This window comes from Streptomyces sp. OZ13 (assembly GCF_052068155.1).
Classification (GTDB): Bacteria; Actinomycetota; Actinomycetes; order Streptomycetales; family Streptomycetaceae; genus Streptomyces.
The window spans coordinates 406,942-430,722 of the sequence record NZ_JBQHCZ010000002.1; the positions used below are offsets into that span (position 1 = coordinate 406,942).

Here is a 23,781-nt window from a genome sequence, read left to right on the forward strand (position 1 = left end):
GGTGGTCGTCCGTCGGCCGTGGCCGGGGGCGTCAGCGACCGGGCCGGCGCTCCACCATGACCTCCAGGGGAGCCCGGAAGGACAACAGACCCAGCATCGGCGGGCGTGCCCCTTCCGGCGCGAGCCGGATCTCCGGCAGACGGCGTGCCACCGCCCGCAGGGCGATCGCCGCCTCCGTGCGTGCGAGGGACGCGCCCGGACAGCGGTGGCGTCCGGCGCCGAACGCCAGGTGGTGGCGGACGTTCTCGCGATGCGGACACATACGCTCCGGCTCCGCGAACACGGCCGGGTCGGAGCCGCTGCCCATCAGCATGAGCAGCAGCTGTGCTCCCGCCGGGAGTCGCGTACCCGCCAGTTCCACCGGCCGCGCGGTGACCCGGCGCCAGGTGGTCACCGGCGGCTCGCGCCGCAGCACCTCTTCCACCCAGGCCTCGGCCAGGCCGGCTTCCGGCACCAGCCGCGGCCAGAGCCCCGGTTCGCCGAGCGCCCGGCGCAGCACGGTGGCGATCAGCTGGCCGGTGGTGGACTGCCCGGCGATGAAGATGAAGAAGCAGGCGCTGACCGCGGTCGCCGTGTCCAGCGGTTCCCCTTCGGGGAGGAGGTGGCGGGACAGCGCTCCGATGAACGACTCGGCCCGAACGTCCGGCGACGATGTGGCACCGCGTACGGTGTCGGTCAGCCATCGGTGGAACTCACCCACCAGCTCTGCCAGTTCCAGCCGGCGTTCGGCCGAGGGCCTGCCCCAGAACAGCTCCAGCGACGCGTCGCTCCAGCGGATCAGTGTGCCGGGCGTGACGCCCCGTACGCCGAGCAGTTCCATGAGCACCCGGCACGGCAGGATCTGGGCGTAGGAGGCGAACAGGTCCTCGTGACCGTCGGCGTCGATCCTGGCCTGCGCCGCGTCCAGCAACTCCTCTGCGCAGCGCTCGATCACGGGGACGGCGGCCGCCACCTGCCGGGCGTTGAAGAACCGGTTGACCAGCCTGCGCAGCCCGGCATGGCTGCTGGTGCCGTTGTTGGCCAGCGCGGGGGGCAGGGTGAAACCTGCCTTCGCGAGCCTCCGCAGCGCGGCAACCGGCAGCGGGGCGACCGCGTGCTGGGCGTTGTCGGGCAGGAAGACCGACGCGTCGGACAGCACCCGCCGCACGTCCTGGTGGCGGCTGACCAGCCACAGACCCGTCGCCTCGTCGTGGTGCACGGGCGCCTCGGCGCGCAGAAGGTCCAGCCACGGGTAGGGGTCGCGTACGAAGTCCGCACCGAACAGGTCGAGTCGATCGCCCGGCACCGGAACCTCCCAGGCCCGCGCCGACGGCGCCGCGGCTCTGGGACCAGGCACGCCGTAAGCCTCGGGCTCCGCGGTCGCGGTTCCCGAGGTCGAAGCGTCCCTGGCCGGAAAAGTCACGCGCGGACGCTAACACGCACCGTGACCGTCCTCGGCGGCCTGTGCGCGGTATCACTCATCCGGGCATACGGTCCGACCTGCCACCGTCGCCGTTCGCGCCCGGACCCGCCGCATCGATGCCACCCCGCCGACGGCATCGTGCGCGTCGCCGGTGTCGCCGCGGCGGGCCGATCACACGTCACGTGGTCCTCGACGCCGTGGCCGGACCGTTCCGGGCGGTACCGTGCCTATGATCGACCCGGCCGTGGGAGGCCGGAGGGGGCAAGGCACCGTGGACGAGGACGGTTCGCTGCGTGAGGTCGTCTGGGGGCGGGATCTGCCTCTGCGCTTCGCGCTCGTCAGCGAGGAGTGGGACGGGGAGCAGACGGTGTGGGCGCGGTGCGTCGATGCCGACGGGCTGTTCATGGACCGGGCCGCGTTCCGGGAGCGGCTGACCCTCCTCGGCTGCGCCCCCACCGGCAGGCTCCGCAAGGCCGCCGAACGGTGCGCGCGGAACACGCCTGTTCCCTTCGGCGAGCTGCACTTCACGGTGCACGACGTGGACACCGAGGATCCGTACACCTACGACTACTGCGCGCTCGACGACGTCGTCCTCATCGACGGCAGGCCGTGTGCGGAGGACCCGGCGTTGCTCGACCTCGTGCTCGAAGGCGTGGTCACCGAGGGGCCGCCCTACTCCCGCAAGGAGCCCGCGAGGACGGATGTCGCCCTCCTGAACGGCACCAGCGGCGGCCCGCTCGGGCACTGCCGCCGGGTGGAGGGCGTGTACGGTGACCGGCCCGACCCGGCCCGTCGCCCCGTACGCCTCATCGGGTGCGAGCCCGCGCCGAACCTGGTGCGCCGGTTGGTCCACCCCGGCGGCGGGGGCGACCACATGAAACTCTGGCTCCTCGACCGTACGGGCCGGCCGACCGCGGTCGAGGAGCACATCACGGCGGATGTCGACGAGTGCCGCCCCTCGGCGCTGGGCGGTGCGCTGATCGACGTGACGCTCAAGAGGGGACTCTTCCGCCGCAGTCCCTTCCCGCCCGCGGCCCGGCCCGTGTGGGACGCCTGGTACGAGGGTCCGCCCCGGGAACGCAACGCATGGGCACGGTTCCCGACCGACGGACGCAGCGAGTGGCTGCGGTTCACGGAGGTGTGCGGGGGACCCGAGCAGCCCGGTGCGGTGTTCGAGATGGACGGGCGGCACGCCACCGACATCCCGGGCCTGCACTGCGCGATCGGCGAGGCGATCGGCGGCCCGGGGCAGCGGTGGCACCAGTGCTGGAACGCGCTGCGCGGCTGCCAGTGCCACGGCGAGGCGCCGCCCGCGCCCTTCACCCTCGTCTGGCACGACGCGGACGTAGCCCGGCAGCACTTGGCGGGCGTCAGTGTGGACACGGACGGCGAGACGGGCTATTTCGACGCGGTGGTGCCGTTCCTGGAGCGGATGGGTGTCACCGTGGTGCTGCGCTAGGTCGTGTTCGGGACATGGGCCGTGACGGCCGCGGTCCGAGAGCCGGGGTGTCCCGGACCGCTCCTCGGCCGATCCGCCAGGGACGGAGCTTCTCGGGGTTTCTCACCGCCCAGATACGCCTGATGCGATCGCCCGCGAACTCGAAGGCGAACACGGTCGAGAGGTTGCCGTCCTGCTGCGCCACCAAGCCCGGCAGGCCGTTGACCGTGCACTCCAGGAACGTGGTGCGGTCGCCCGACACACGGGCGATCTCGGCGTAGGCGCGGGCGATCTGCTCACTGCCCACGATCGGGTGCGGGTGGGTGACGGCCAGTCCGCCGCCGTCGGCGGTCGCGACGGCGTGGGGGTCGAGCAGGCCGATCAGGGCGCCGATGTCCCTGGCCTCCCACGCCGTTCTGAACTCCTTGACGATGCCGGCCTGCCCGGCACTCGGGCCCGCCGGGCTCTGCGCGGTCCGGATGCGCCGGCGGGCGGACGAGGCGAGTTGGCGGCACGCCGCCGGAGTGCGGCCGACGATCTCGGCCACCTCGCCGAAGGGAAAGCGGAAGACGTCGTGCAGGACGAACGCCACGCGCTCGGCCGGGGTCATCGCATCGAGGACGACCAGGAAGGCCATCGTCACCGACTCGTCGACGGTGACCTGGTCGGCCGGGTCGGTCCCGCCGGCGCCTGAGCGCCCGCCGTGCCACTCCGTGGGTTCGGGCAGCGGTTCCGGGATCCAGTCGCCCACGTACGTCTCCCGCCTGGCCCGCGCCGAACCGAGCACGTTCAGGCAGATGCGGCCGGCGACCGTCATCAGCCAGGCGCCGGGCGACTCGATGGCCTGCCGCTCCTGTTCGGACATGGCGTACCAGCGGGCGTAGGTCTCCTGCACGACGTCCTCGGCGTCGGCAAGGGACCCGAGGAGTCGATAGCCGAGGTTGATCAGCCGACGCCGCTCACCCGTGATCGCGCTGAGGCCCGGATCGCTCTGATCGTCGCCGGTCTCGGCTCTCGTGGTCATGGTCCGACCGTCTCCTTCGCTCGCTTCTGTGCCGCTACCCGTTACGACAGTGCGGCGCTCCGGAATGTGAGGCGACGCGCCGCCTCACATTCCGGAGCGCCGCACTGTCGTAACGGTGTCGAACCGGTGAGGGCGACAACAAGACGGAGAGGGAGATTTGATGAACGGCTTCCGGACCACCGTGGACCGCGTCGAGATCGAGGCACTGCGCGGCGAGTTCACCGACGCGGTGATGATGCGCGACCGACCTCGCCTGGCGTCGCTGTTCACAACGGACGGTGTCTTGCGCATGCCCGACATCCCCGCCGAGCAGATCGGCCGCGAGGAGATCCTCGCCGGGGGCGAGCGGCTGCAGAGCCAGTGGGACTTCTTCGTACAGAACACACACCCCGGCACGATCCAGCTCGAGGGCGACACCGCGACCGGCCGCGCCTACATCCAGGAACTCGCACGCACCCTCGACGGACGCCAGGGCCTGAACTACGCCGTCTACCACGACCGTTACCGGCGCACCGAGGAAGGCTGGAAGTTCGCCGAGCGGGTGTACGAGATCAGGTACCTCGACACCTCACCGCTGGCCGGCACGGCGCTCCACGCGGCGAAGGGCTCCCGGACCGACCCGGCACATGCCACGGCCACCCCGGCTCCGGCCGCCTCCTTCACCGAACCGGCAACGGCCGAACAACTGGAGCGGGTGGCCGCCGCGCTGCGTGCGGGCGGCTTCGCCGCCGAGATCCTCGACGACGCCGCGGAAGCGCGCGTCCGCATCAAGGACCTGCTTCCCGAGGGCGCCGCCGTGCTCACCGGAGCCAGCGAGACGCTCCGGCTGTCAGGCATCGACGAGGACATCAACGCCGGCGGCCGGTACGACGCCATCAGGCCGCGCGTCCTGGCCATGGACCGGGCCACCGATGCCGACGAGATCCGAAGGCTGCTCGCCGGCCCCGAATTCGTCGTCAACAGCGTCGCCGCGGTCACCGAGACCGGCTCGCTCGTCCTCGCGTCGGGCAGCGGCAGCCAACTTCCCGCCAACGCGGGCGGCGCCGCCCACGCGGTCTGGATCGTCGGCGCACAGAAGGTGGTGCCCGACCTGAGCACAGCGCTGCGCCGAGTCGAGGAGCACGCCCTCCCGTTGGAGAACGTCCGCGCCCAGGCGGTGTACGGGAGGCCCAGCGCCGTCAACCGCCTGCTCGTCCTCAACGCGGAACCGCGCCCAGGGCGCGGGACCGTGCTGCTTCTCCGAGAGGCCATCGGCTACTGACCCGGCCGGCGGACGCGAGGACGGCCGGGGTCCCGGGACTCGGGCGGCCCGAGCCGTTCACCGTCCAGGGCCGGTGACCACCCGGAGCAGGAGGAGCGCGATGTCGTCCGTGTTCTGCCGGGTGGGGCGGACCTCTTCCAGCAGGTCGTCGATGACCACGTCCAGGTCAAGGCCGTCGGCGCGGTCGAGGCAGTGCGCGAGTCGTGCGACGGAGTCGTCGAGGTCGACGCCCGGTGACTCCACGAGGCCGTCGGTGTAGAGGGCCAGCATCAGACCCGCGGTGAGGGGGATCTCGGTGACGGGATAGGTGGCATCGGGATCGACACCGAGGAGCGGACCGGGGGAGACGTCCATGGGGACGGTGTGCCGGTCCGGCAGGCGCAGGAGCGGCGGGGGATGGCCGGCGGTGGCGACGCACAGGCGTCCGCGGGCGAAGTCGAGGTGGGCGTAGAGACAGCTGGTGAACAGGCCCGGGTCGAGGTCGGTGAGGAGCCGGTTGGTCCGCGAGAGCACCTGGTCGGGCGAGGTGCCGAGGGTGGCGTGGGCATGGACACCGGTGCGAACCTGCCCCATCAGCGCTGCGGCGGCGACGTTGTGTCCCTGAACGTCACCGATCACCGCTGCCGCGGCGGCGTCGCCGAGGCGGAGCAGGTCGTAGAAGTCGCCGCCGATGTCCATACCGCGGGTCGCGGGCAGATAGCGGGCCGCGACCCGCAGGCCGTCGACCGCGGGAAGGCTGTGCGGCAGCAGGGACTGCTGGAGGCCGTGGGCGAGCTGCTGCTTCGTGTCGTACAGGCGGGCGCGGTCGAGGGCCTGTGCGACGAGGCCGGCGAGCGAGGTCAGCACGGCGCGTTCCTCCGCCTTGAACGCATGGGGGTGGTCGTAGGACAGGACGCAGCAGCCGACGGGCCGGCCGGAGATGATCAGCGGCAGGAAGGCCCAGGCCTGCTTACCGCTGATCACCGGGGCCTCGGGGTAGATCCGCCGCATCTGCTCGGGGTCGGAGAAGAACGAGGGGATGCCGGTGGTGAGGGTCTGACCGGCGGGGGTGAAGGAGGTGTCCAGCGGCAGGCCGTCGAGGCGTTCGACGACGTGGGACGGATAGCCGCGATGCCCGGTGATCCGCAGCCGCCCGGCTTCGGCCGCGGACAGGACCAGGCCCTGGGCGCCGAAGGCCGGCATGATCTGGTCGGCGATGAGGTCGACGACGTCCTGGACGCCCACGACCTCCGTGAGGGCGGCGGCCAGGTGCACGAGCTGGTACAGCTGGCCGGCGCGGGCCGGTGAGGCGGAGTTCAGGGACTGCCGGGACGGCGCGGGGGACGACCCGGCATCGGCGGGAACGATGCGCACGCTGATGCCGCTCGCGTCGGGGTAGAGCTGGAAGTCCAGCCACCTGTCCGGTGGGCGGCATGCGGTGAAGGCGACAGGCTCGCGGCTGATCACCGCGGCACGGTAGCGGTGCTCGTACGTGGGGTCGTCGAGCCAGGGCAGCGACTGCCACGGCAGCGTACCCAGCAGTTGACCGGCGTCGCGGCCCAGCAGCTCGGCGGCCCCCGAGCTCAGATAGGTGATGCGCCCTTCCAGGTCGAGGGAGCAGGAACCGCCGGGCAGACGCTCGGCGAAGTCGGCGGCGGCCATTGCCGGCGTCGCGTCCGGCCGCCCGGCAACGACGGGCAGGATGCGGGGCTCGCTGCGGTGGACCGGAGTGCCGGATTCGGCGGCCTCCTCGAGCAGCCGGGCCAGATTCCGGCAGGCCGAAGTGATGTGGGCCCGCTCCCGCCGGTTCATCCGCGGCGGGCGGGTGGCGGGCCACATCAGCAGGAGCGAGCCCCACCGCAGGACGCCGGTGACAGGTGCGGCGGCCAGCGCCAGTGGGTAGGGGAGCGCGACCGCCGTGCGGGGATAGGAGCGGGCCATCTCGTCCTGGCTGCCCACCCAGATCAGGCGGTCGTCGCGGAGGGCGTCCGCAACCGGGGCCGGAGCGGCGACCGGCACTCTCGTCCAGGGGGCGGCGAACTCGGCCGGCGCACCGCACAACACCTCGAGATGCAGCACCTGTCGGTCCGGTGCGAGCAGATAGAGAGCACCGATCGCGGCACCAGTGCGCCGCACCGTCTCCGCGAGCGCGGCATCCACCGCACCGACGTCGACGGCCGGGTCGCCCGTGCTGGTCACGAGGCACCTCCAGCGTCGCCTATACGGGACGTTACGCCGACCCGCAGGGCATGGCACATTCGCCTGCGCCGGGGCAAGGGCCGGCTCCGCCGGTGGGTGGCGCCACGGCGTACGGGCCTGTCGGCACTCGAGCGGGACGACCCCCGCTGTGCGGCCGGGGCTCCGTCAGGTCTCGAAGCGGCGGCGGGAGGCCTCGATATGGCCGAGGTACCGGTGGTTCCAGCCGCACATGGCGCTGACCGTCGCGCGCAGGGCCTGGCCCGGTTCGGTGAGGGTGTACTCGACGCGTGGCGGCACGGTGGGGTGCACGTCCCGTTCGACCAGGCCGTTGCGCTCCAGCATGCGCAGGTTCTGGGTGAGCATCTTGTGGCTGATGCCCTCGATCTCGTTCCGCAACTCGCTGAAGCGCAGGGTGCGTTCACCGAGGGACTCGATGATCAGGAACGCCCACTTGTTGGCGACGTCCGAGAAGATCTCCCGGGCCAGGGAGTCCGCGCGCGTCAGGTGCTCGGGCCGCGGCGAAGCTGGGGGTCACGCCGGTACCGCCCGGCACGCAGCTGGGGGTTGCGGCACTGGACGTACCGGACCATCTGGTCGAGGTCGAAGCCACCGCGGTCCTCGACTGAACAGGCTCCTCGCCGAGGGACTGCACCTCGACGGACGTCCCTCGGCCGGAGCGCTCTCGTGTCACGGCAACGTACGTGTCAGCCAGGCCACTTCACCGTTGTCCTCCGTGGAGACGTGATCCCGCTCGAACCCGAGCTTCTCAAGGACACGGAGCGACGGTGTGTTCCACGTGCCGACGGTCGACCAGAGCCGTTTCCGCCCGGTCGCGATCGCGGCATCGAGCACTGCCCCGGCCGCCTCGGTGGCGTAGCCGCGCCCATGCGCACGCTGGAACAACTCGTACGCGATTTCAGGCTCCTCCAGGGTGGAGCGGCCGATGATCAGCCCGCAATAGCCGATGAAGTCGCCTTCGTCGCGGCGCTGGATGGGCAACAGGGCGATCCCCGTGGTCGCCGTCGCGGCGAGCAGCTCCGCGATGGACGTACGGATGTGCTCGACCGTAGGGGTCCCCTTGCCGCGTTCGGCGAGGAGGGCGCAGAACTCAGCGGCGTCCGACTCGGACCACGGCCGCAGTATCAGCCGCTCGGTCTCAAGGTGGAACGACATCGTCTCGTACGTAGTCATGCCCCCACTCTGCCCCACCGATCATCACGAACCACAGCTGGAGCACCAGTCGTAGGTGGGGACGGCAGTGCCTGGTACATGACGTCCGCAACCGGGGGGAATTCAGGCGCGTCTCCGACCGTGCCGGCCGCGCTCGCGGTCCGGTGTGCGGACAAATCGGGGGGACCTGCGGTGAACGGAACCAGAGGCCTGACAAGACGGGGATCGTGGCTGATCGCCTCGCTCGTCCTGGCATCAGTGGCAGTGGGGTGCCAGGACACGGACGGCGGCAACGGCAAGGGCCCGGGAGCCAAGTCGCCCGACCGGGGCCGTTCTTCGCAGTCGCCCGGCGGCGGTGCGGGCCACGACGACGGCAAGGAATCCGCCAAGCCCTCGCCCCGCCCGTCGGACAGGCCGGCCGATGGGCTGACCTGCGACCGGCTCCGCAACGCGGAACTGCAGAACTCCGAGCTGCGGCTGCCGGACGCCCCCGCGGGATCCATCTCGTTCACCGACGGGCGGTGGGAGGGCGACGGCATCGTCATCGAGCTCCAGCCGCAGTGCGACATCGGCGACATGACCGGCGACGCGGCGCCGGACGCCGTGGCGCCCATCAAGGTGACGACGGAGGGCACGGGCAGGTTCTACGCCCTGGTCACCTGGCGCAACGACGCAGGCACGCCGGTACCCGCCGCAGCGGTCTCGCTCGGGGACAGGACGCCCGTGGAGTCCGTCGAGATCTCCACGGCGCCCCCGAGGCAGGCCACCGTCGTCCACCTCACCCGCGGTGACGCCGACCCTGCCGCTGTGGTGACGATCAGGCGGACCGCCGTCTACCGGGTGGCGGGCCCCGTCATGGCCGAGCTCCACCACAGCGACGCCCCATACAGCCCCTGAGCCCACCGAGAAGGCCGCCGCCGGCTGCCGGCGTACGGTGCCGGGGGCGGCCCGCACGGACGGGGTTCAGCCAGGGATCCGCACGGCCAGCAGCGCCACGTCGTCCTCGTTCTGCGGCGGGCGGGACCGCTCGAGCAGACGGTCGGTGAAGGGCTCCAGAGGTCGGTGGGCCAGGGACGCGGCGTTCCGGCGCAGCCGCTCCAGCCCCTCGTCCAGGGAATGACCCGAGGCCTCGATCAGGCCGTCGGTGTACAGCACGAGGGTCGACCCCGGCGGCAGAGTCACGGTCGCGTCGACGCGGCCCTTCGGCACCCCGTGGGCGGCCGCGATGCCCAGGAGGAGGCCGTGGCCGCCGGTGAGGTAGTCGGCCACGCCGTCGTGCGTGACCAGCAGAGGCGGCGGGTGGCCGGCGTTGGTCCAGGTCAGCTCGGGCTGCCCGTCGTCGGCCACCGTCATCCGGGCGTAGATGAGGGTGGCCATGGAGGCTTCGGCGATGTGCAATGACGCGTCGTCGAGCCACTCGACGATCTTGCTCGGCGGTTCGTGCTGCGCCCAGGCGTAGGCGCGGAGCATGTTGCGCAGCTGCGCCATGCCGGCGGCGGCGTCCAGGTCGTGGCCGACGACGTCACCGATGGCCAGGGCCGTGGCACCGTCGCTCAGGGCAAACGCGTCGTACCAGTCGCCGCCGACCTGCGAGGCGTTGGGCGCGGGAAGGTAGCGGGCGGTCATCTCCAGCCCCGGCACGCTCGGCAATTGGGGCAGCAGATGACGTTGCATGGTCTCTGCGACCTTGCGCTGCCGCTGGTAGAGGCCGGCGTTCGCCAGGGCCAGGCCCGCCCGGCGCGCGATGTCCTCGAGCAGCGCGACGTCCGCCGCGGTGAACGGCTCCGGCCGCTCGGAGCGGCCCAGGGTGACGGCCCCGAGGATCTCCCGCACGCCGCGGATGGGCGCGATGACCGCCGAGTGCATGCCGGTCGCGTCGAACAGGCGGCGCTGCTCCACCGCGATGCCCGAGTCCGGCGGGCCCTGGTAGGTCTCAGGCCCGGCCAGCGCGGACGACACGCCGCGCAGGGCCCGGGACAGGGGCATCGGGGAACCTTCCGGTACCGGCGGCATCGGCCCCTGGAGTTCCTCCCTGTGCACCAGCGCCTCGTCCTCCACGTGCACGACGGCGCGGCGCCACACCTCGTCGCGCTCGGTAATCAGGTCGACGACGGCCCAGTCCGCGAGGCGGGGCAGCACCAGGTTCACGAGTCTTCGCAGCGCCTCGTCGACGTCCAGCGTGGAGGTGAGAGTCGTGGTCGTCTCGGCCAGCAGCGCCAGCCGCTCGAGCTCCGAGAGCGACGCGGTGGGCCGGTCCGGGAGCGCAGCGGCCGGACCCGGGACGTCGCGGGGATGGAAGATCACAAGGGTGGCGGTGGTCCGTTCATCGAGTTCGCAGGGCGTGGACAGCCACGACACCGGCAGCATCGAGCCGTCCCCACGCACCATCCACTCGCCCGTTCCCTGCGCCGTGCCTCCGGCGAAGACGGCCTGCCGCACCGGGCACTGGGCCCGAGCGATGGGCTCGCCGTGGCGGGTGCGGTGCAGCATGTCGTGGGCGTCCTGACCGAGGAGCTCCGCCGCGGTCCGGTCCAGAAGCTGCTCGGCCCCGGAGTTGACGCCGATGATGCATCCCTCGTCGTCCGTCAGATAGGCGCCGGTACGCAGGGCGTCCAACGCCATGGTCAGCGTCTCCAGCGCCTTCTCCGGAGACCGGCGGTCGACCGGCTCCACCGTCTTGGGGTCCGTCATGTTGTGGTTGCCTCCCCTGGCCGAAGGGCCCATTCCGCCGTCCGTCGTCCGTCCCTGCTGTCTCTCCACATGCCCCGACGGGCGGATGTGACGCTCGCGGCTCCACCGGGCCCCGGTGCCTTGCACCGGATTCGACGGGTTCGCCCTGACCTGGTGACGCCATGACCGGCAGGCCGGAGAGGACGACGTCCACGGTATTCGACGCAGAGGCCCGCCGAGCCGCCGGCGGTGCGCCCGAGCCCGCTCCGGAGCTCGCGCCCGTCGCCGTCAGCGGGCGTCGGTGACCACGGTCTTCCACGGCTGCCGGCGTCAGCCGCTGGCCGTGGTCCCCACCCGCGCCGACCGGGTCGAGGCGTTCCGCGGGACGGCGGAGGAATCCGGTGAAACCGGGCCCGGCCGGGACGACGCCCCTGGCACGGTCGGCCAGGTCGTGGACGACCGCGCCGGGTCTCCCGCCGTTGGGCACCGGGCGGCCGCCCTCGGGCGGCGTCGGGGGACGCCTCGTCCGAGGGACGCCCGGTCCCGTGCGGCCAGGGCGCTCCGGCCGGGCCGTCCGCCGCTGTCAAGGTGCGGAGGCCGGGGGTCGGCGGTGCCGCGGCACCGCCCTGGCGAGGGGGTGAGCGCGGGAGCATGCTGGAGGAGAGCCGGCTCGGCGGGGCGGTCGTACGGCGAAGGGCGAGTGAAGGTCCCCATGGACGAAGACGTGAGCGGCCGGCCGGGCCCCGGCGGGGACGGCCCCGCCGGCCTGCCGTGGTGGATCATCGAGCAGCTGCCCGTGCCCGTGGTGTTCTTCGACCGGCGGGCCCGGCTCGTGTCCGCCAATCGGGCCACCCTGGAGTCGGTGACCATAACCCTGGAGCAGCTCATCGGTCTGAAGCCGGGCGAAGTGGAACCGGGTGTCGTGATCAAGGGTGCGGAGGGCCTGGAAGCCGCGGTCGAAGAGGTGATCGCCACCGGCAAGGGCCGAAGCTACGAAACCCTCCTCCGCCCCGACCTCGGCCGCGAGGGCGTGTGGACGGCGGTCATCTCACCGGTCAAGGACGGCTCCGGACATGTGCACGGCTGCTGCGTGGTGACCCTCGACACCACCGAGCAGTATCGCGCCCGCACACGCATGACCGTCCTCAACGAGGCCAGCATGCGCATCGGGAGCACACTGGACGTGGGCCGTACCGCCGAGGAACTGGCCGAGATGGCCACGGAGAGCTTCGCGGACTTCGTCACCGTGGACCTCCTCGCCCCCGTACTCGCGGGCGACGAACCCGGCGCCCCGGAGCCGGGAGCCACCATCGTGTTCCACCGGGCCGCTCAGCACTCGGTCCTGGAGGGCTGCCCCGAGTCCGTGCTGCCCGTCGGCGCGCGGCACTCCTTCGCGCGGGAGTCGGCGATGGGGCGCGTGCTCGTCCGGGGAGAGGCCGCGCGCTTCGCCGTCGACGAGGAGGAACTGCGGCTGTGGGAGGCGGACGACCCCGATCGCGTGCGCAGCATCCGCGAACACGGCATCCACTCCATGGTGGTCGCTCCGCTCACCGCGCGACGCATCACCCTGGGGCTCGCCGTGTTCTCCCGCCACCGCACGCCCGAACCCTTCGACGACGACGACCTGCTGCTCGCCGGGGAACTCGCCGCGCGGGCCGCCGTGGCCGTCGACAACGCCCGCCGCTACACCCGTGAACACGCCACCGCCCTCGCGCTGCAGCGCAGCCTGCTGCCCCGGCGGACGGCCCGGCAGCATGCCGTCGAGGTCGCCTCCCGCTACGTGCCCAACACCGCGGGCGCGGGGATCGGCGGAGACTGGTTCGACGTCATCGCCCTGTCGGGCGCCCGGGTCGCCCTGGTCGTCGGCGACGTCGTCGGGCACGGCGTCCAGGCATCGGCGACCATGGGCCGGCTGCGTACCGCCGTGCGCACGCTCGCCGACGTGGACCTCGCCCCCGACGAACTGCTCACCCAGCTCGACGACATCGTGCTGAAACTGGACCGGGAGGAGTCGGTGGACCCCGCGGGCGGCTCCGCCGTCTCCGGCGCGACCTGTCTGTACGCCGTGTACGACCCCGTCTCCGGGCGATGCACCATGGCCCGAGCAGGTCACCCGGAGCCGGTGCTCGTCCGTCCCGACGGCAGCTCCGCCCACATCCCGCTGCCCGGCGGCCCGCCACTCGGGGTGGGCGGACTGCCGTTCGAAGCAGCGGATTTCGACTTGCCGGAGCACAGCATCCTCGCGTTGTACACCGACGGCCTGATCGAGTCCCCCGGACGGGACATCGACGCCGCGCTCGCCGTGCTGCGCGAGACGCTCACCCGTCCCGCCGGATCGCTGGAGGACACCTGCGACGCCGTGATGGCGGCCCTGATGCCGGAGCGGCCCGGCGACGACATCGCGCTCCTTCTCGCGCGCGCGGGCCGCCTCGGCGCGGATCACCACGTCTCGTGGGACCTGCCCCCGGACCCGTCCATCGTCTCGCAGGCGCGCAAGCACGTCGCCGCCCAGCTGGAGCAATGGGGCCTGGACGACGCCGTGTTCACCACGGAAGTGGTCGTCAGCGAACTGGTCACCAACGCCATCCGCTACGGCGGTGCCCCCATCCGGCTGCGCCTCATCCGCGGCACCGCCCTCATCTGCGAGGTGTCCGACGGCAGCAGCACCGCCCCCCATCTGCGCCGCGCCCGCGCCTTCGACGAGGGCGGCCGGGGACTGCTGCTCGTCGCGAGCCTCACCGAATGCTGGGGCACCCGGTACGGCCCCACAGGCAAGACCATCTGGGCGGAGCAGGCCCTGCCGGGCGCATGACGCCCCGTCACACGCCCGGCAGGAAGCCCATTCCGTCCGACGTCGATGTCGGATTCCTGCCGGACAGCGCCGACCGGGCGGTGTTTGACTGCCCGCATGTTCACCACCCGGCCGGACCAGGCCCGCCGCTTCCGCTCCCTGCACACCTCGTCGCGACCCTTGGCACTGGCCAACGCCTGGGACGTCGCGAGCGCCCGCGTCATCGAGGCCGCGGGCGCCCCCGCGATCGCCACCACCAGCGCCGGCGTCGCCTGGTCGCTGGGCTCGCCGGACGGTGACGCCCTCACCCGCGAGCGGGCACTGGAACTGATCTCCCGGATCGCCGCCGCCGTCGCGGTCCCGGTCACCGCCGACATCGAGGGCGGGTACGGCCAGGACGCGGCCGACGTCGCGGAGACAGTCACCGGCGTGCTCGCGGCGGGCGCCGTCGGCGTCAACATCGAGGACGGCGCCCGGCCCCCCGGCGAACTCGCGGCACGGCTGGCCGCCGCCCGGCAGGCCGCCGACCGGGCCGGTGCGGACCTCTTCCTCAACGCCCGCATCGACACCTACCTCTTCGCCCTCGGCGACCCGGACACCCGGCTCGCCGAAACCCTTGACAGGGCACGCACGTACGTCGACGCCGGCGCTGACGGCATCTTCGTCCCCGGTGTCACCGACACCGCCACGATCGCGGCCCTGGCCCGAGACATCTCCGTACCGCTGAACGTCATGGCCGGCCCGGGCGCACCGAAGGTCGCCGAGCTCGGCGACCTCGGCGTGGCCCGTGTCAGCCTCGGATCGGGCGTGGCGCAGGCCGCTTACGCCGCCGCCCGCCGAGCCGCGCAGGAACTCCTCGACACCGGCGGCTACGGCTCCCTCGCCGACGGCATCGCCTTCCCCGAGCTCAACGGGCTGCTCTCCGGGCCCCGCTGACCGGCCCGCCCGCCCGCGCGCGGCGGTCGAGGACCTGGCCGCCCGCAGCCGACCTCGCAGGTAAGTTCAGGACGGTCCCCCGGCGTGACAATCACGGCGTCCGCAGAGGGGACGGCGGCGCGGAGCCGGGCAGTACGGTGCGGTGGCTGCGACCAACGCCGGACCCTTACGGGGATGCCGGCGCGGGGCGCGGTGCCCGTGTCGGTCCGGACGCCTTGTGCCGCCGTGTCGCGCGGGCGACGATCCGGACCGATCGGTATCCGTGCGACAGGAATTGGCGTAGCCGGTGAAATCGGACCTGATTCGATCTCCGTGTAACGCTTCATCCATGCATGGCGCAGTTCCCGGCAGGGGCGCAAAAAAGAGCGACCCTCTGCGGTCCGGGCCGGGATTTCTCCGCTGTGGTTCTCTCTCTGTTCGCTGACCGCGTTTCCGTGCCGTCGAGGCTGTCTATGCGCCAGATTGGGAATCCAGTGAGCAATACCGAACCCCTGCCGGACCACCGGCAGTACGACCCCACCCAGGGCAGCGGTCACCGTTCCGTACGCGGCGGGGACGGGTCCGGCACGCGTCGGGCAGCCCTGATCACCCACACGATCGCCGACATCGCCGCGGCGTTCCTCGGGCTGTGGGTCCTGCTCCACCTGCTCGAGGCGAACCGGTCCAACATCTTTGTCGAGTTCGTGCACGGAATGGCCGACCTGCTCGCCTGGTGGTCACAGGATATTTTCACGATGGACACGGAAGGCCTCCGTGTTCTGCTCAATTACGGGCTGCCCGCAGTGATTTATCTGCTGATCGGGCACGGTGCGGCGTCGCGGCTGCGGCGCCTCTGAAAGAATTCACGGGACGTTCAGGTCTGTGAAGAAACGGCAATTGTGCGGCGGAGATATGAAGCATTTCCGCACCGCACCGCACCCGGGCCGTTCGCCCGGCCGGGGGCGGCGTGCCTCGGACGCCGCCGCCCCCGCCGCGAGCCCGCGGGTCCTCACCCGCACGGCTCGCTGCGCGGAGCCGCCGCGCCCGGGGACGGCCGGGCCGTGCGGACCCCGTGCGCGGGGCGTGACAGCATCGGGTGCATGGTGGAACGGATCATCGCCGCGTGTGACGGGGCGTCGAAGGGTAATCCCGGGCCGGCGGCCTGGGCGTGGGTCGTTGCCGGTAAGGACGGCCAGGTGGCTTCCTGGGAGGCGGGCCCGCTGGGGAGGGCCACGAACAACGTGGCGGAGCTGACCGCGCTGCGCGAGCTGCTCCAGGCGACCGACCCGGTCGTTCCGCTCGAGGTGCGCATGGACTCGCAGTACGCCATGAAGGCGGTCACGACCTGGCTGCCGGGCTGGCGCCGCAAGGGCTGGAAGACGGCCGCCGGCACGCCGGTGGCCAACCGGGACCTGGTGGTCGCCATAGACACGCTGCTGACCGGCCGGGACGTCACCTTCGTGTACACCCCCGCGCATCAGGTCGACGGGGACGCCCTGAACGCGGCCGCCGACGCCGCCGCGAGCCACACGGCCCGCTCCCAGGAGCCGGCCGGGTCGGCCGCCGGCTCCGCCCTGCCCCCGCCGGAGCCGGTGTCACGGCCCGCGACCTCGGGACGCAACAGGCGGCCCGCGGAACGGCGCTCATCGGCGGCGGGCTCCTCCTCCCGTGGTTCGGTCGCGGCGAAGTTCCCCGGCCGGTGCCGCTGCGGCCGGCCCTACGCCAAGGGAGAGACGATCGCGAAGAACCCCGACGGCTGGGGCCACCCGGCCTGCGCCACGGACGGCGGCTGAACTCCGGCGCGCCGGCGCCCACCCCGCCCCCAGAGGCGCGCGGCGGCGGCGGCGTCGAGGTCGCCGGCGTCCGTGTCGTCCACTGCGTCACCGCGCTCGCGCCGTCACGCTGATGGTCCTGCACTGAGGTGCCGCCCCCTGTGCCGTAGTCCCGGACAGGGAGCGCTCTCCGTGCGTGTGGCAGGCGCTCCCCGGCGCGAGCGGCTGTGCCCGTCGTTCCCGGCGGGGAAGACCTGGCCGCCACCGGCCGCAGGGCCACGCCGTGGACGGGCTGCGGCTCAGTAGGTGACGTGGATGCGGCGCGCCGGGCCGTCGACCCGGATCCGTCCTCCGACGGGGACGACGAGTTGCGGGTCGGTGTGGCCGAAGTCGACGTCGAACACCGCCATGGTGTCGGGGGCGTACCGGTCGAGAGCCCGTAGGACGGCCTCGCGCTGCTCCCGGCGGTAGCGCGCCCGGGCCTGCGGTTCGAGCGGGTTCTCGAACGACCAGCTCTTCGCCCTGGCCATCAACAGCGCGGGGAACTGCCGCAGCAGCCCGCGTTCGCCCATGCTCCTGAGGATGAAGAAGACGTCCTGGGCACGCGGCATCTCCTCCGAGGTCTCCAGGAAGAGCACGTTGCCGGCGTACGGGTCGACCGGTTCCCTGAAGCTGCCCGCCATCAGCAGCCAGGACAGGATCTCCAGGTTGCCGCCCCAGCCGGCTCCTTCGACCACCCGGTCGCCGTTGTGCCAGAACCAGCCTTCGGAAGGCTCCGTCTCCGGTTCGGTCTCGAAGGTCCGCGGGTCGTCCCAGGGCCGGTTGACGTCGCCGTACGTGGGCGAGGGAGTGAGCTCGAACTCGCCCGACGTGAACAGCGCCGCCCGGAGCGACTCCGCCGTCAGCGGGTGCATCGCGCCGGGTCGGCCGAGTTCGACCATCACCGAACCGCCGTGGTAAGCGACCATGCCCAGATCGCGCAGGTACAGCAGCAGGTTGGTGTTGTCGCTGTAGCCGAAGAAGGGCTTCGGGTTGGCGCGGACAAGGTCGCCGTCGAGGTGAGGGAGGACGGTGATCTGGTCGTCGCCGCCGATGCTCGCGATGACCGCCTTGATGTCGGGGTCCGCGAAGGCCGCGTGGATGTCGGCGGCCCTCTCCTCGGGCGTCGCGCCCATCTTCCGGGTCGTCGGGTACTCCACCGCCTTCAGCCCGAAGTCCTCCTGGAGCCTGCGCACCCCCAACTCATAGGGAAGGGGAAGGTGTCCAGGCAGACCGGAGGAAGGGGACAGCACCGCGACCCGGTCTCCGGGGCGGGGCTTGGCGGGGTACAGGGAAGCCGTCATCTCGTGATCGTAGGACCGGGCGGACCCGCGGCCGAAACGATTTGCTCGGCGGTGTCCCGCACGCTCACCCCTCCGTTCGCGGACGGCACGCGGTCCAGGAGGGCATGTGGTCGGGCCGGGCAGGGTCGAGGAAGGCGCCGGCTCGTGACGGGGCGTGCGGTTGCCGGCCGGCGCGCGGTTGCGACGGGCACCGGTCGTGGAGCGGCACGACGGGCCGCGGCCGGGAAGTGGCGTCGGCCGGCCGCGCGTCGGGCACCGGATCGTGGGCGTCGGGGCCCATGGTTGTGGTCGTTGCCGCGTCGCGCCGCCGAGCGCGCCGGCGCGGGAGGCTGGAAGGTGGCCGCAGACAGCGATCCGAAGGAGGAAGCCACCATGACCGGGCATGTGACCGTCGGTCTGGACAACTCGCCCGAGAGTCTCGCGGCGGCGCACTGGGCGGCCCGGGAGGCCGCTCTGCGCGGTGCGGACCTGCTTCTGGTGCACGTGGAGGAGTGGCCGCTGCCGGTGGCCGTGGCCATGCCGACCGTCACTCGTGACGACCACCGCGACTGGGCGGACCGGCTGCTGGAAGTCGCGGTTGACGAGCTGCGGCTCGCCCACCCGGAGCTTCGGATCTCCGGGCGCCGGATGTCGGGGCGGCCCGCGGGCGCACTCGCAGTCGAGGCCGCGGACGCGGACCTGCTGGTGCTCGGATCACGCGGGCTGGGGACCGTGATGGGCGCTCTCATGGGCTCGGTCGGGCTGGCGACCGTCGCCGCCACGACGGCACCGGTCGTCGTCGTACGCGCCGACGGCAGCGAACAGGGCCACGGACCGGACAAGGAGGTCGTGGTCGGGGTGGACCTCCACCGGCCCGCCGGTCCGGTCCTCGCCTTCGCCTTCGAGGAGGCGGCCCGGCGCCGATGCACCCTGCGCGCCGTGCACGGCTGGAAGCTGCCCCTGATGTTCGTCCACTCCGACGAGGCCCGGGCAGAGGCCGGACGCGAGGCGGCGACGGCCCTCGGCGAGGCACTGCTGCCCTGGCGGCAGGAGCACCCGTCGGTGGCCGTGGTGGAACGGTCCATGATGGGCGCCGGCGCGCAAGTGCTGGTCGCCGAGGCCGCCGACGCGGGACTCGTGGTGGTCGGCCGGCACATCCGCCGCGCGCCCCTGGTCCCGCACATCGGCCACGTCGCGCATGCCGCGATGCACCACTGCGGGGCACCGGTCGCGGTGGTCGCGCACGAGTGACAGCGAGGCGGGGTCACTCCGGGGAGCGGCTACGCGACGTGGGCAGCGCCGCCCGCGCCGCCGGCGTGCGTACGGGATTCCGGGCGGTCCGGCGCCATCGGATCGTGTGGCGGCGCCGCGGGCCTCGTCGCGGCGTCCGGGGTGGTCAGGACCGGTCGTCGGCGAGTTGCCGGGGGAGCTGGACCAGCAGGAGACGGGCGTCCGCCCGCACGTTGCACTCGCTTATGGTCCGGCGGACCTCCACGGTGAGGCCGCTCCTCGTCAGGAGACGCAGTGCCACCGTCACTTCGCCGAGCCCCTGCCGTGGGCCGTCCTGTTGCTCGAGCTGCCGGTAGAGAGTGTTCGGCCAGCGGTCGGGGTCGGTGTCCTGCCAGAGCCGGGGCCCGTCGGTACTGAAGCGGCAGTGCTGGCCGCCGTGCGGTTCCTGGAGCAGCGAGTGACTGACCGGCACGGTGCTGAACAGGGGCCCGAGCCTGACCCGCAGATCGTCGTTCTCGACCAGGCGTTGCTGCTGCCAGTGCCGGTTGCCGGAGACGGCCATCCGCAGCGCGGCGAGCACGTACGGGTGCCCGCCGGGTGCCATGACGGGGTACTCGTCCTGCCACTGGGGCCAGGACGCCGGCGGGTGTGCCGCCGGCAGCGCGCCCGGCCGGTGCGTGCTGCCGCGCAGGGGCACCACATGGTCGTTGTCCACGGCGGGATTATCACCCGAGTGCGGGGTCCGCGTCGTCACGACGTCCATTTCGGCGCGACCTCGTCCGGTCCCGCGCCGGACGGCCCGCACACGACCGGACCCGCCGCGGACCTGTGGCGGGGCGTGTCCGGTCGTGTTCTCCGGCGAGGCCGGAAGAGCCAGGAGGGTCGGAGCAGCCAAGTGCCGTGTCAGGCGCGGGTGTTCACGCTGACCGGCCAGGAGCCGGTGTTCGGCGTCCAGCCCTGAAGCGTGGCGGGAATGCCCACGCGGGTGTTGCAGTCGATCACCTGGAAGTGCAGGTGGGGCGCCGTGGAGGCGCCGGTGTTCCCGGACCAGCCGATGATGCGGCCCTGGGGCACCCAGTCGCCGGTGTTGTAGATCGCCCGGTTCAGGTGGGCATAGTGGGTGCAACGGCCGTTCGAGTGGCGGATGATCACCTCGATGCCGTTCTGCCAGTACGGCGACCAGTCCGAGACGAGCACAGTGCCCGCCTGCGCGGCGGACACCTCGTAGTTCTCCGGCAGTCCGAAGTCCCAGGCGTACTCGTTGTACGGGCCGGTGTGCGAGAACGTGCCTTCCGGCCCCTGGGTCACCCTGTACGACTCACCTGCCGGGTAGGGCAGTTCGTAGTAGTAGTCGGCCGCGGCGGCGGGTGGTGCCGCCGCCAGCGCGATGCCCGCGACGGCGAGCACCGCGCTCGCCACCGCGGCCGCCTTGCGCAGCACCGTTCTCGTTCTCTTCACCATGCGTCTCCGTCCTGGAACCGATCGGGATCTGGGCGTGCGCGTGCTGGAATTGATGTGTGCGGTGCTTCAACTGCCCCTGTTATGCAGGGTTGTTGCTGAACCATGCCCAGGGAACACCCGTAACAACCGGACCGGTTGACGACACCCGCACCAGCCGTCGCTCCAGAGTCGTACTGTTCGGTGCGAGGATGAGGAGTGGTGCCGGGCGTGACCGCCCGAGCGACGCGACACCAGGAGATCCCGTGCACGACGACCACCGGACGGCGGAACGTCCTGAGCGGGCGTTCCCCACGCCCAACAGCCTCACCGGGGTCGGTGTCGTCGTCCTCGACGAGGGCGGACGGCGGGTGCTGCTCGGGCTCGGCCACGACGGACGATGGGAGCTGCCCGGCGGGAAGGTCGACCCCGGGGAGGGGTTCGAGCAGGCCGCGGCGCGGGAGTTGGCGGAGGAGACGGGTCTGCGGGTGGAGCCGGCGGCAGTACGCATCGGGGCCGTGCTGGTGGACGGGGAGCGCGGGCTCACGCGGGTGACGGGCGCCGCCCTCGTCACGCGGGCGGCCGGTACACCGCGGGTGCGGGAGCCGGACAAGATCGTGCGGTGGGAGTGGTTCCCGCCGGAGGCCGTGCCGGAGCCGCTGTTCGCGCCGTCCGCCGCGGTGCTGCGGAGTTGGCGAACGGGGCCGACGGCCGCGGCCGATGACCGGTTCCGTCGCTATCCCGTCTTCGGTGAGCCGGGAGGCGGCGGCTCGGAGGGCATGTCGTAGGCGGATCCCGGGCCCGCCGATGCGGGCCACTCGACGTCGATCGCATCCGGAGCTCGCTGCCGGCCGGCGCCGGCGGCCGTCCCGTGGGTGCACACGACCGGATCCGCCCTAGGCTCGGCGCCATGCAGCATCCGCACGTACCCCCGCCGCTGACCGAGGTCGAGCTGGCCATGGCCGAGAGCGAGCTCGGCGTCTCCTTCCCGCAGGCCTACCGCGTGTATCTGATGGAGGCGAAGCCCGCCAAGCGGGTTCTCAGGCCGTGCCGGAAGGAGTGGGGCTGGGACTGGGGCGCCGGCTCTCCGGCGCCGGCGGAGCTGCTGGGACTGCCCTTCCCGCACCCCGACTCGTACGTGACGGCGGACGCGGAGCTGGACGCGCGTGAGCCCCGGCCGGAGGATTTCGCCGACGAGCAGGCACACGAGGAGGCCTGGCAGGCGTGGGACGACGAGTGCGGGGACTTCGAGGACCGCAAGACCGCCGGAGCCGTGGTCCTGCAGGAGCACGGCTGCGGCTTCTCCACGTTGTTGGCGGTCACCGGTCCTCTCGCCGGCACGGTGTGGTGGGACGGCCGTGCCACCTGCGATCTGATCGTCCCGCTGTCCCTCGACCATGCGGGCAGCGCCCGCCCGGCGACGTTCGACGAGTGGCTCCGCCACGATTCCTGGGACATGCTGCCGCCGGGCTGGGGGCGCGACTGACCCGCTGCAGCCGCTCGCGGGTCCACAGCCCGGCCGGCGCGCCGGAGGTGTCACATGCTCGGGGCACGATGCGTGGGGCCGCCGTCGAGGACGGTGAGCAGCACGGGAACGTCCGGCAGCTCGGTGGCGGCCGTGCTGAGCGGGTCGGCGGCGAAGGCCGTCAGGTCGGCGCGGTGGCCCACCGCGAGCCGGCCGGCCTCCCGTGTCTCACCCGCGGCCCAAGCGGCGTTGACGGTCATTCCCTGGAGCGCCTCCAGCGCGGTGAGCGCCTGCTGGGGTCCGTGCGGGGGCCGGGTGAGGTCCCGGCCGGGCCGGCGGTGGCGGGCGCCTGCCATGACACCCAGCGGAGGGTAGGGGGCGATGGGCCAGTCGGAGCCGAGCACGACGGTCGCGCCGGAGTCCCACAGGTCGCGGCAGCGCCAGGCGCGTGAGGCGCGTTCCTCGCCGAGGCGGCGCGACCAGTTGTCGGTGTGGTCGGCGCGGGTGAAGTCACAGCAGTGGGTGGGCTGCATGGAGGCCGCGACGCCGAGCGCGGCGAAGCGGCGCAGCGTGTCGTCGGGCACGGTCTCGATGTGCTCGATCCGGTGCCGCACCTCCCGTCCGCCCTCGGCCTGCGCCTTCTCGACGGAGTCGAGGGCGTGCCGGACGGCCGCGTCGCCGATGGCGTGCGTAGCGGTGGGCACCCCGGCCCGGTGGAGCCGGCCGATGACTCGGGTGTACTCGGCGGGGTCGGGCCAGAAGGCGTGGGTGGACTCTCCGTGGCAGTCGGGCCGCTCCAGCCACGCGGTGCCGTTGTCGATGGTGCCGTCCATGAAGAGCTTCACGCCCTCGGTCCGCCACAGCGCGCCGCCGGTGCCCTGCTGTTCGATCAGCGCCTGCAGCGCGTCGGCGTCGATGCCGGGCTGGCACCAGGGCGCGACCCGTAGCCGTACCGGCAGTTCCCCGGCGGCGTCGAGTTCGGCGTAGAGCTCCAGGCTGTCGCCGTTCGCGTCCATGGCGTGGCCGCCGGTGAGCCCGGAGGCGGCCATGGCGCGCAGGGCGGCGGCGAGCCGGTCGCGGCGTTCGGCGCGGGTGGGCTGCGGGGCGGTGCGCTCGACGAGCTCGCAGGCGGCGTCCTCGAGCAGCAGACCGGTGGGCCGGCCCGCCTCGTCGCAGACGACCTCGGCCGAGGCCTGGTCGAAGCTGCGCGGCCCGTCGACGCCGGCGAGTTCCAGGGCCCGCCGGCTGGCGAGCATGGAGTGGGCGTCGAAGAGCAGGAGGAGGGCGGGAACCCCTTCCAGCACGACGTCGAAAGGAGCGGTCGACACGGGCCCGTCCGCGAACACGTTGGGGTCGAGGCCCCAGCCGTGCAGCCACGCCCCGGGCGCGAGGCCCGCCGCCTCGCGGGCCAGCGCCCGGCGCACGTCGTCGAGATCGGCGCAGCCCGACAGGTCGAGACCGTGGGTGAGTTCGGCGCCGGTGACGGGATGCAGGTGCCCGTCCACGAGACCGGGGGTCACCACGGCGCCCTTGAGGTCGATCACCGTCGTCGAGGGGTCGGCGAGCGCACGGATCTCCCGGTCGTCGCCGATGGCGGTTATCCGGCCGCCGGCCGCGGCGAGCGCGGTCCCGGACAGGAACGAGCCGGAGGCCGGGTCGAGGAGACGGGCAGAGAGCAGGACGAGCGAGGTGCGCACAAGGAGCTC

20 protein-coding genes and 1 pseudogene are annotated in these 23,781 nt (G+C 72.6%); 11 read left to right on the top strand and 10 right to left on the bottom strand.

The genetic code is table 11. The annotated features are described in order from the left end of the window. Positions 1 to 31 precede the first annotated feature (31 nt). Positions 32 to 1,285, bottom strand: a complete 1,254-nt coding sequence (locus ACTMTU_RS05505; RefSeq protein ID WP_441262311.1) for a cytochrome P450 — start codon at positions 1,283 to 1,285, stop codon at positions 32 to 34. Positions 1,286 to 1,673: 388 nt separating this feature from the next. Here ACTMTU_RS05505 and ACTMTU_RS05510 point away from each other — a divergent pair, with 388 nt between their 5' ends. Further along, positions 1,674 to 2,861, top strand: coding sequence for a barstar family protein (locus tag ACTMTU_RS05510; protein WP_441262312.1), 1,188 nt, complete (start codon positions 1,674 to 1,676; stop codon positions 2,859 to 2,861). Here ACTMTU_RS05510 and sigJ read toward each other — a convergent pair. Continuing rightward, entirely contained in the window at positions 2,842 to 3,864 is a 1,023-nt protein-coding gene (gene sigJ / locus ACTMTU_RS05515; protein ID WP_441262313.1) for an RNA polymerase sigma factor SigJ, read from the bottom strand. The genes ACTMTU_RS05510 and sigJ overlap by 20 nt on opposite strands. A gap of 160 nt (positions 3,865 to 4,024) precedes the next feature. On the opposite strand from sigJ, the gene ACTMTU_RS05520 reads away from it, so the two are divergent. Continuing rightward, a complete protein-coding gene (locus ACTMTU_RS05520) occupies positions 4,025 to 5,125 on the top strand; it encodes an LUD domain-containing protein (protein WP_441262314.1) in 1,101 nt (366 codons plus the stop codon). A gap of 57 nt (positions 5,126 to 5,182) precedes the next feature. Here the strand turns inward: ACTMTU_RS05520 and ACTMTU_RS05525 are convergent, their stop codons facing one another. After that, the gene (locus ACTMTU_RS05525; RefSeq protein ID WP_441262315.1) at positions 5,183 to 7,303 is read right to left on the bottom strand and encodes a SpoIIE family protein phosphatase; all 2,121 of its coding nucleotides are present in this window, start codon (positions 7,301 to 7,303) and stop codon (positions 5,183 to 5,185) included. 165 nt (positions 7,304 to 7,468) lie between these two features. Continuing rightward, positions 7,469 to 7,807 (bottom strand): winged helix-turn-helix transcriptional regulator, encoded by a 339-nt coding sequence (locus ACTMTU_RS05530; RefSeq protein WP_441262595.1) that lies wholly within the window; start codon positions 7,805 to 7,807, stop codon positions 7,469 to 7,471. Positions 7,808 to 7,809: 2 nt separating this feature from the next. Between ACTMTU_RS05530 and ACTMTU_RS05535 the strand changes: the two are divergent. Beyond that, positions 7,810 to 7,929, top strand: a pseudogene (locus ACTMTU_RS05535) (RidA family protein); the annotation flags it as partial. A gap of 61 nt (positions 7,930 to 7,990) precedes the next feature. Here ACTMTU_RS05535 and ACTMTU_RS05540 read toward each other — a convergent pair. Beyond that, positions 7,991 to 8,494, bottom strand: coding sequence for a GNAT family N-acetyltransferase (locus ACTMTU_RS05540; protein ID WP_441262316.1), 504 nt, complete (start codon positions 8,492 to 8,494; stop codon positions 7,991 to 7,993). 171 nt (positions 8,495 to 8,665) lie between these two features. Between ACTMTU_RS05540 and ACTMTU_RS05545 the strand changes: the two genes are divergently transcribed. Continuing rightward, positions 8,666 to 9,370, top strand: a complete 705-nt coding sequence (locus tag ACTMTU_RS05545; RefSeq protein ID WP_441262317.1) for a hypothetical protein — start codon at positions 8,666 to 8,668, stop codon at positions 9,368 to 9,370. Between the two features lie 66 nt (positions 9,371 to 9,436). Here ACTMTU_RS05545 and ACTMTU_RS05550 read toward each other — a convergent pair whose 3' ends face one another. Then, positions 9,437 to 11,164, bottom strand: coding sequence for a SpoIIE family protein phosphatase (locus tag ACTMTU_RS05550; RefSeq protein ID WP_441262318.1), 1,728 nt, complete (start codon positions 11,162 to 11,164; stop codon positions 9,437 to 9,439). 691 nt (positions 11,165 to 11,855) lie between these two features. On the opposite strand from ACTMTU_RS05550, the gene ACTMTU_RS05555 reads away from it, so the two are divergent. The 4 genes from ACTMTU_RS05555 to ACTMTU_RS05570 all read left to right on the top strand — a co-directional run bounded on the left by ACTMTU_RS05555 (position 11,856) and on the right by ACTMTU_RS05570 (position 16,642). Next, positions 11,856 to 13,955: a SpoIIE family protein phosphatase gene (locus tag ACTMTU_RS05555; RefSeq protein ID WP_441262319.1), complete on the top strand. Its 2,100-nt coding sequence runs from the start codon at positions 11,856 to 11,858 to the stop codon at positions 13,953 to 13,955. Between the two features lie 96 nt (positions 13,956 to 14,051). Next, entirely contained in the window at positions 14,052 to 14,870 is an 819-nt protein-coding gene (locus tag ACTMTU_RS05560; protein ID WP_441262320.1) for an isocitrate lyase/PEP mutase family protein, read from the top strand. A gap of 473 nt (positions 14,871 to 15,343) precedes the next feature. Then, the gene (locus ACTMTU_RS05565; protein WP_441262321.1) at positions 15,344 to 15,706 is read left to right on the top strand and encodes a hypothetical protein; all 363 of its coding nucleotides are present in this window, start codon (positions 15,344 to 15,346) and stop codon (positions 15,704 to 15,706) included. Between the two features lie 243 nt (positions 15,707 to 15,949). After that, a complete protein-coding gene (locus tag ACTMTU_RS05570) occupies positions 15,950 to 16,642 on the top strand; it encodes a ribonuclease H family protein (RefSeq protein ID WP_441262322.1) in 693 nt (230 codons plus the stop codon). Between the two features lie 278 nt (positions 16,643 to 16,920). On the opposite strand, the gene ACTMTU_RS05575 is transcribed toward ACTMTU_RS05570, so the two are convergent. Beyond that, positions 16,921 to 17,964, bottom strand: coding sequence for a S66 family peptidase (locus ACTMTU_RS05575; protein WP_441262323.1), 1,044 nt, complete (start codon positions 17,962 to 17,964; stop codon positions 16,921 to 16,923). Between the two features lie 372 nt (positions 17,965 to 18,336). On the opposite strand from ACTMTU_RS05575, the gene ACTMTU_RS05580 reads away from it, so the two are divergent. Then, entirely contained in the window at positions 18,337 to 19,194 is an 858-nt protein-coding gene (locus ACTMTU_RS05580; RefSeq protein WP_441262324.1) for a universal stress protein, read from the top strand. A 145-nt stretch (positions 19,195 to 19,339) separates the two neighbouring features. Here the strand turns inward: ACTMTU_RS05580 and ACTMTU_RS05585 are convergent, their stop codons facing one another. Then, complete coding sequence (locus ACTMTU_RS05585) at positions 19,340 to 19,888, bottom strand: hypothetical protein (protein WP_441262325.1); 549 nt, start codon at positions 19,886 to 19,888, stop codon at positions 19,340 to 19,342. 188 nt (positions 19,889 to 20,076) lie between these two features. Then, on the bottom strand, positions 20,077 to 20,634 hold the full coding sequence (locus tag ACTMTU_RS05590) for a M23 family metallopeptidase (RefSeq protein WP_441262326.1): 558 nt from the start codon (positions 20,632 to 20,634) through the stop codon (positions 20,077 to 20,079). A gap of 242 nt (positions 20,635 to 20,876) precedes the next feature. Here ACTMTU_RS05590 and ACTMTU_RS05595 point away from each other — a divergent pair, with 242 nt between their 5' ends. Beyond that, positions 20,877 to 21,398 carry a nucleotide triphosphate diphosphatase NUDT15 gene (locus tag ACTMTU_RS05595; RefSeq protein ID WP_441262327.1) on the top strand — a complete coding sequence of 174 codons (522 nt, stop codon included), beginning with the start codon at positions 20,877 to 20,879 and terminating at the stop codon, positions 21,396 to 21,398. A 122-nt stretch (positions 21,399 to 21,520) separates the two neighbouring features. Then, positions 21,521 to 22,096: an SMI1/KNR4 family protein gene (locus tag ACTMTU_RS05600; protein WP_441262328.1), complete on the top strand. Its 576-nt coding sequence runs from the start codon at positions 21,521 to 21,523 to the stop codon at positions 22,094 to 22,096. Positions 22,097 to 22,146: 50 nt separating this feature from the next. Here ACTMTU_RS05600 and ACTMTU_RS05605 read toward each other — a convergent pair whose 3' ends face one another. Then, positions 22,147 to 23,772, bottom strand: a complete 1,626-nt coding sequence (locus ACTMTU_RS05605) for an amidohydrolase (protein ID WP_441262329.1) — start codon at positions 23,770 to 23,772, stop codon at positions 22,147 to 22,149. Positions 23,773 to 23,781 lie beyond the last annotated feature (9 nt).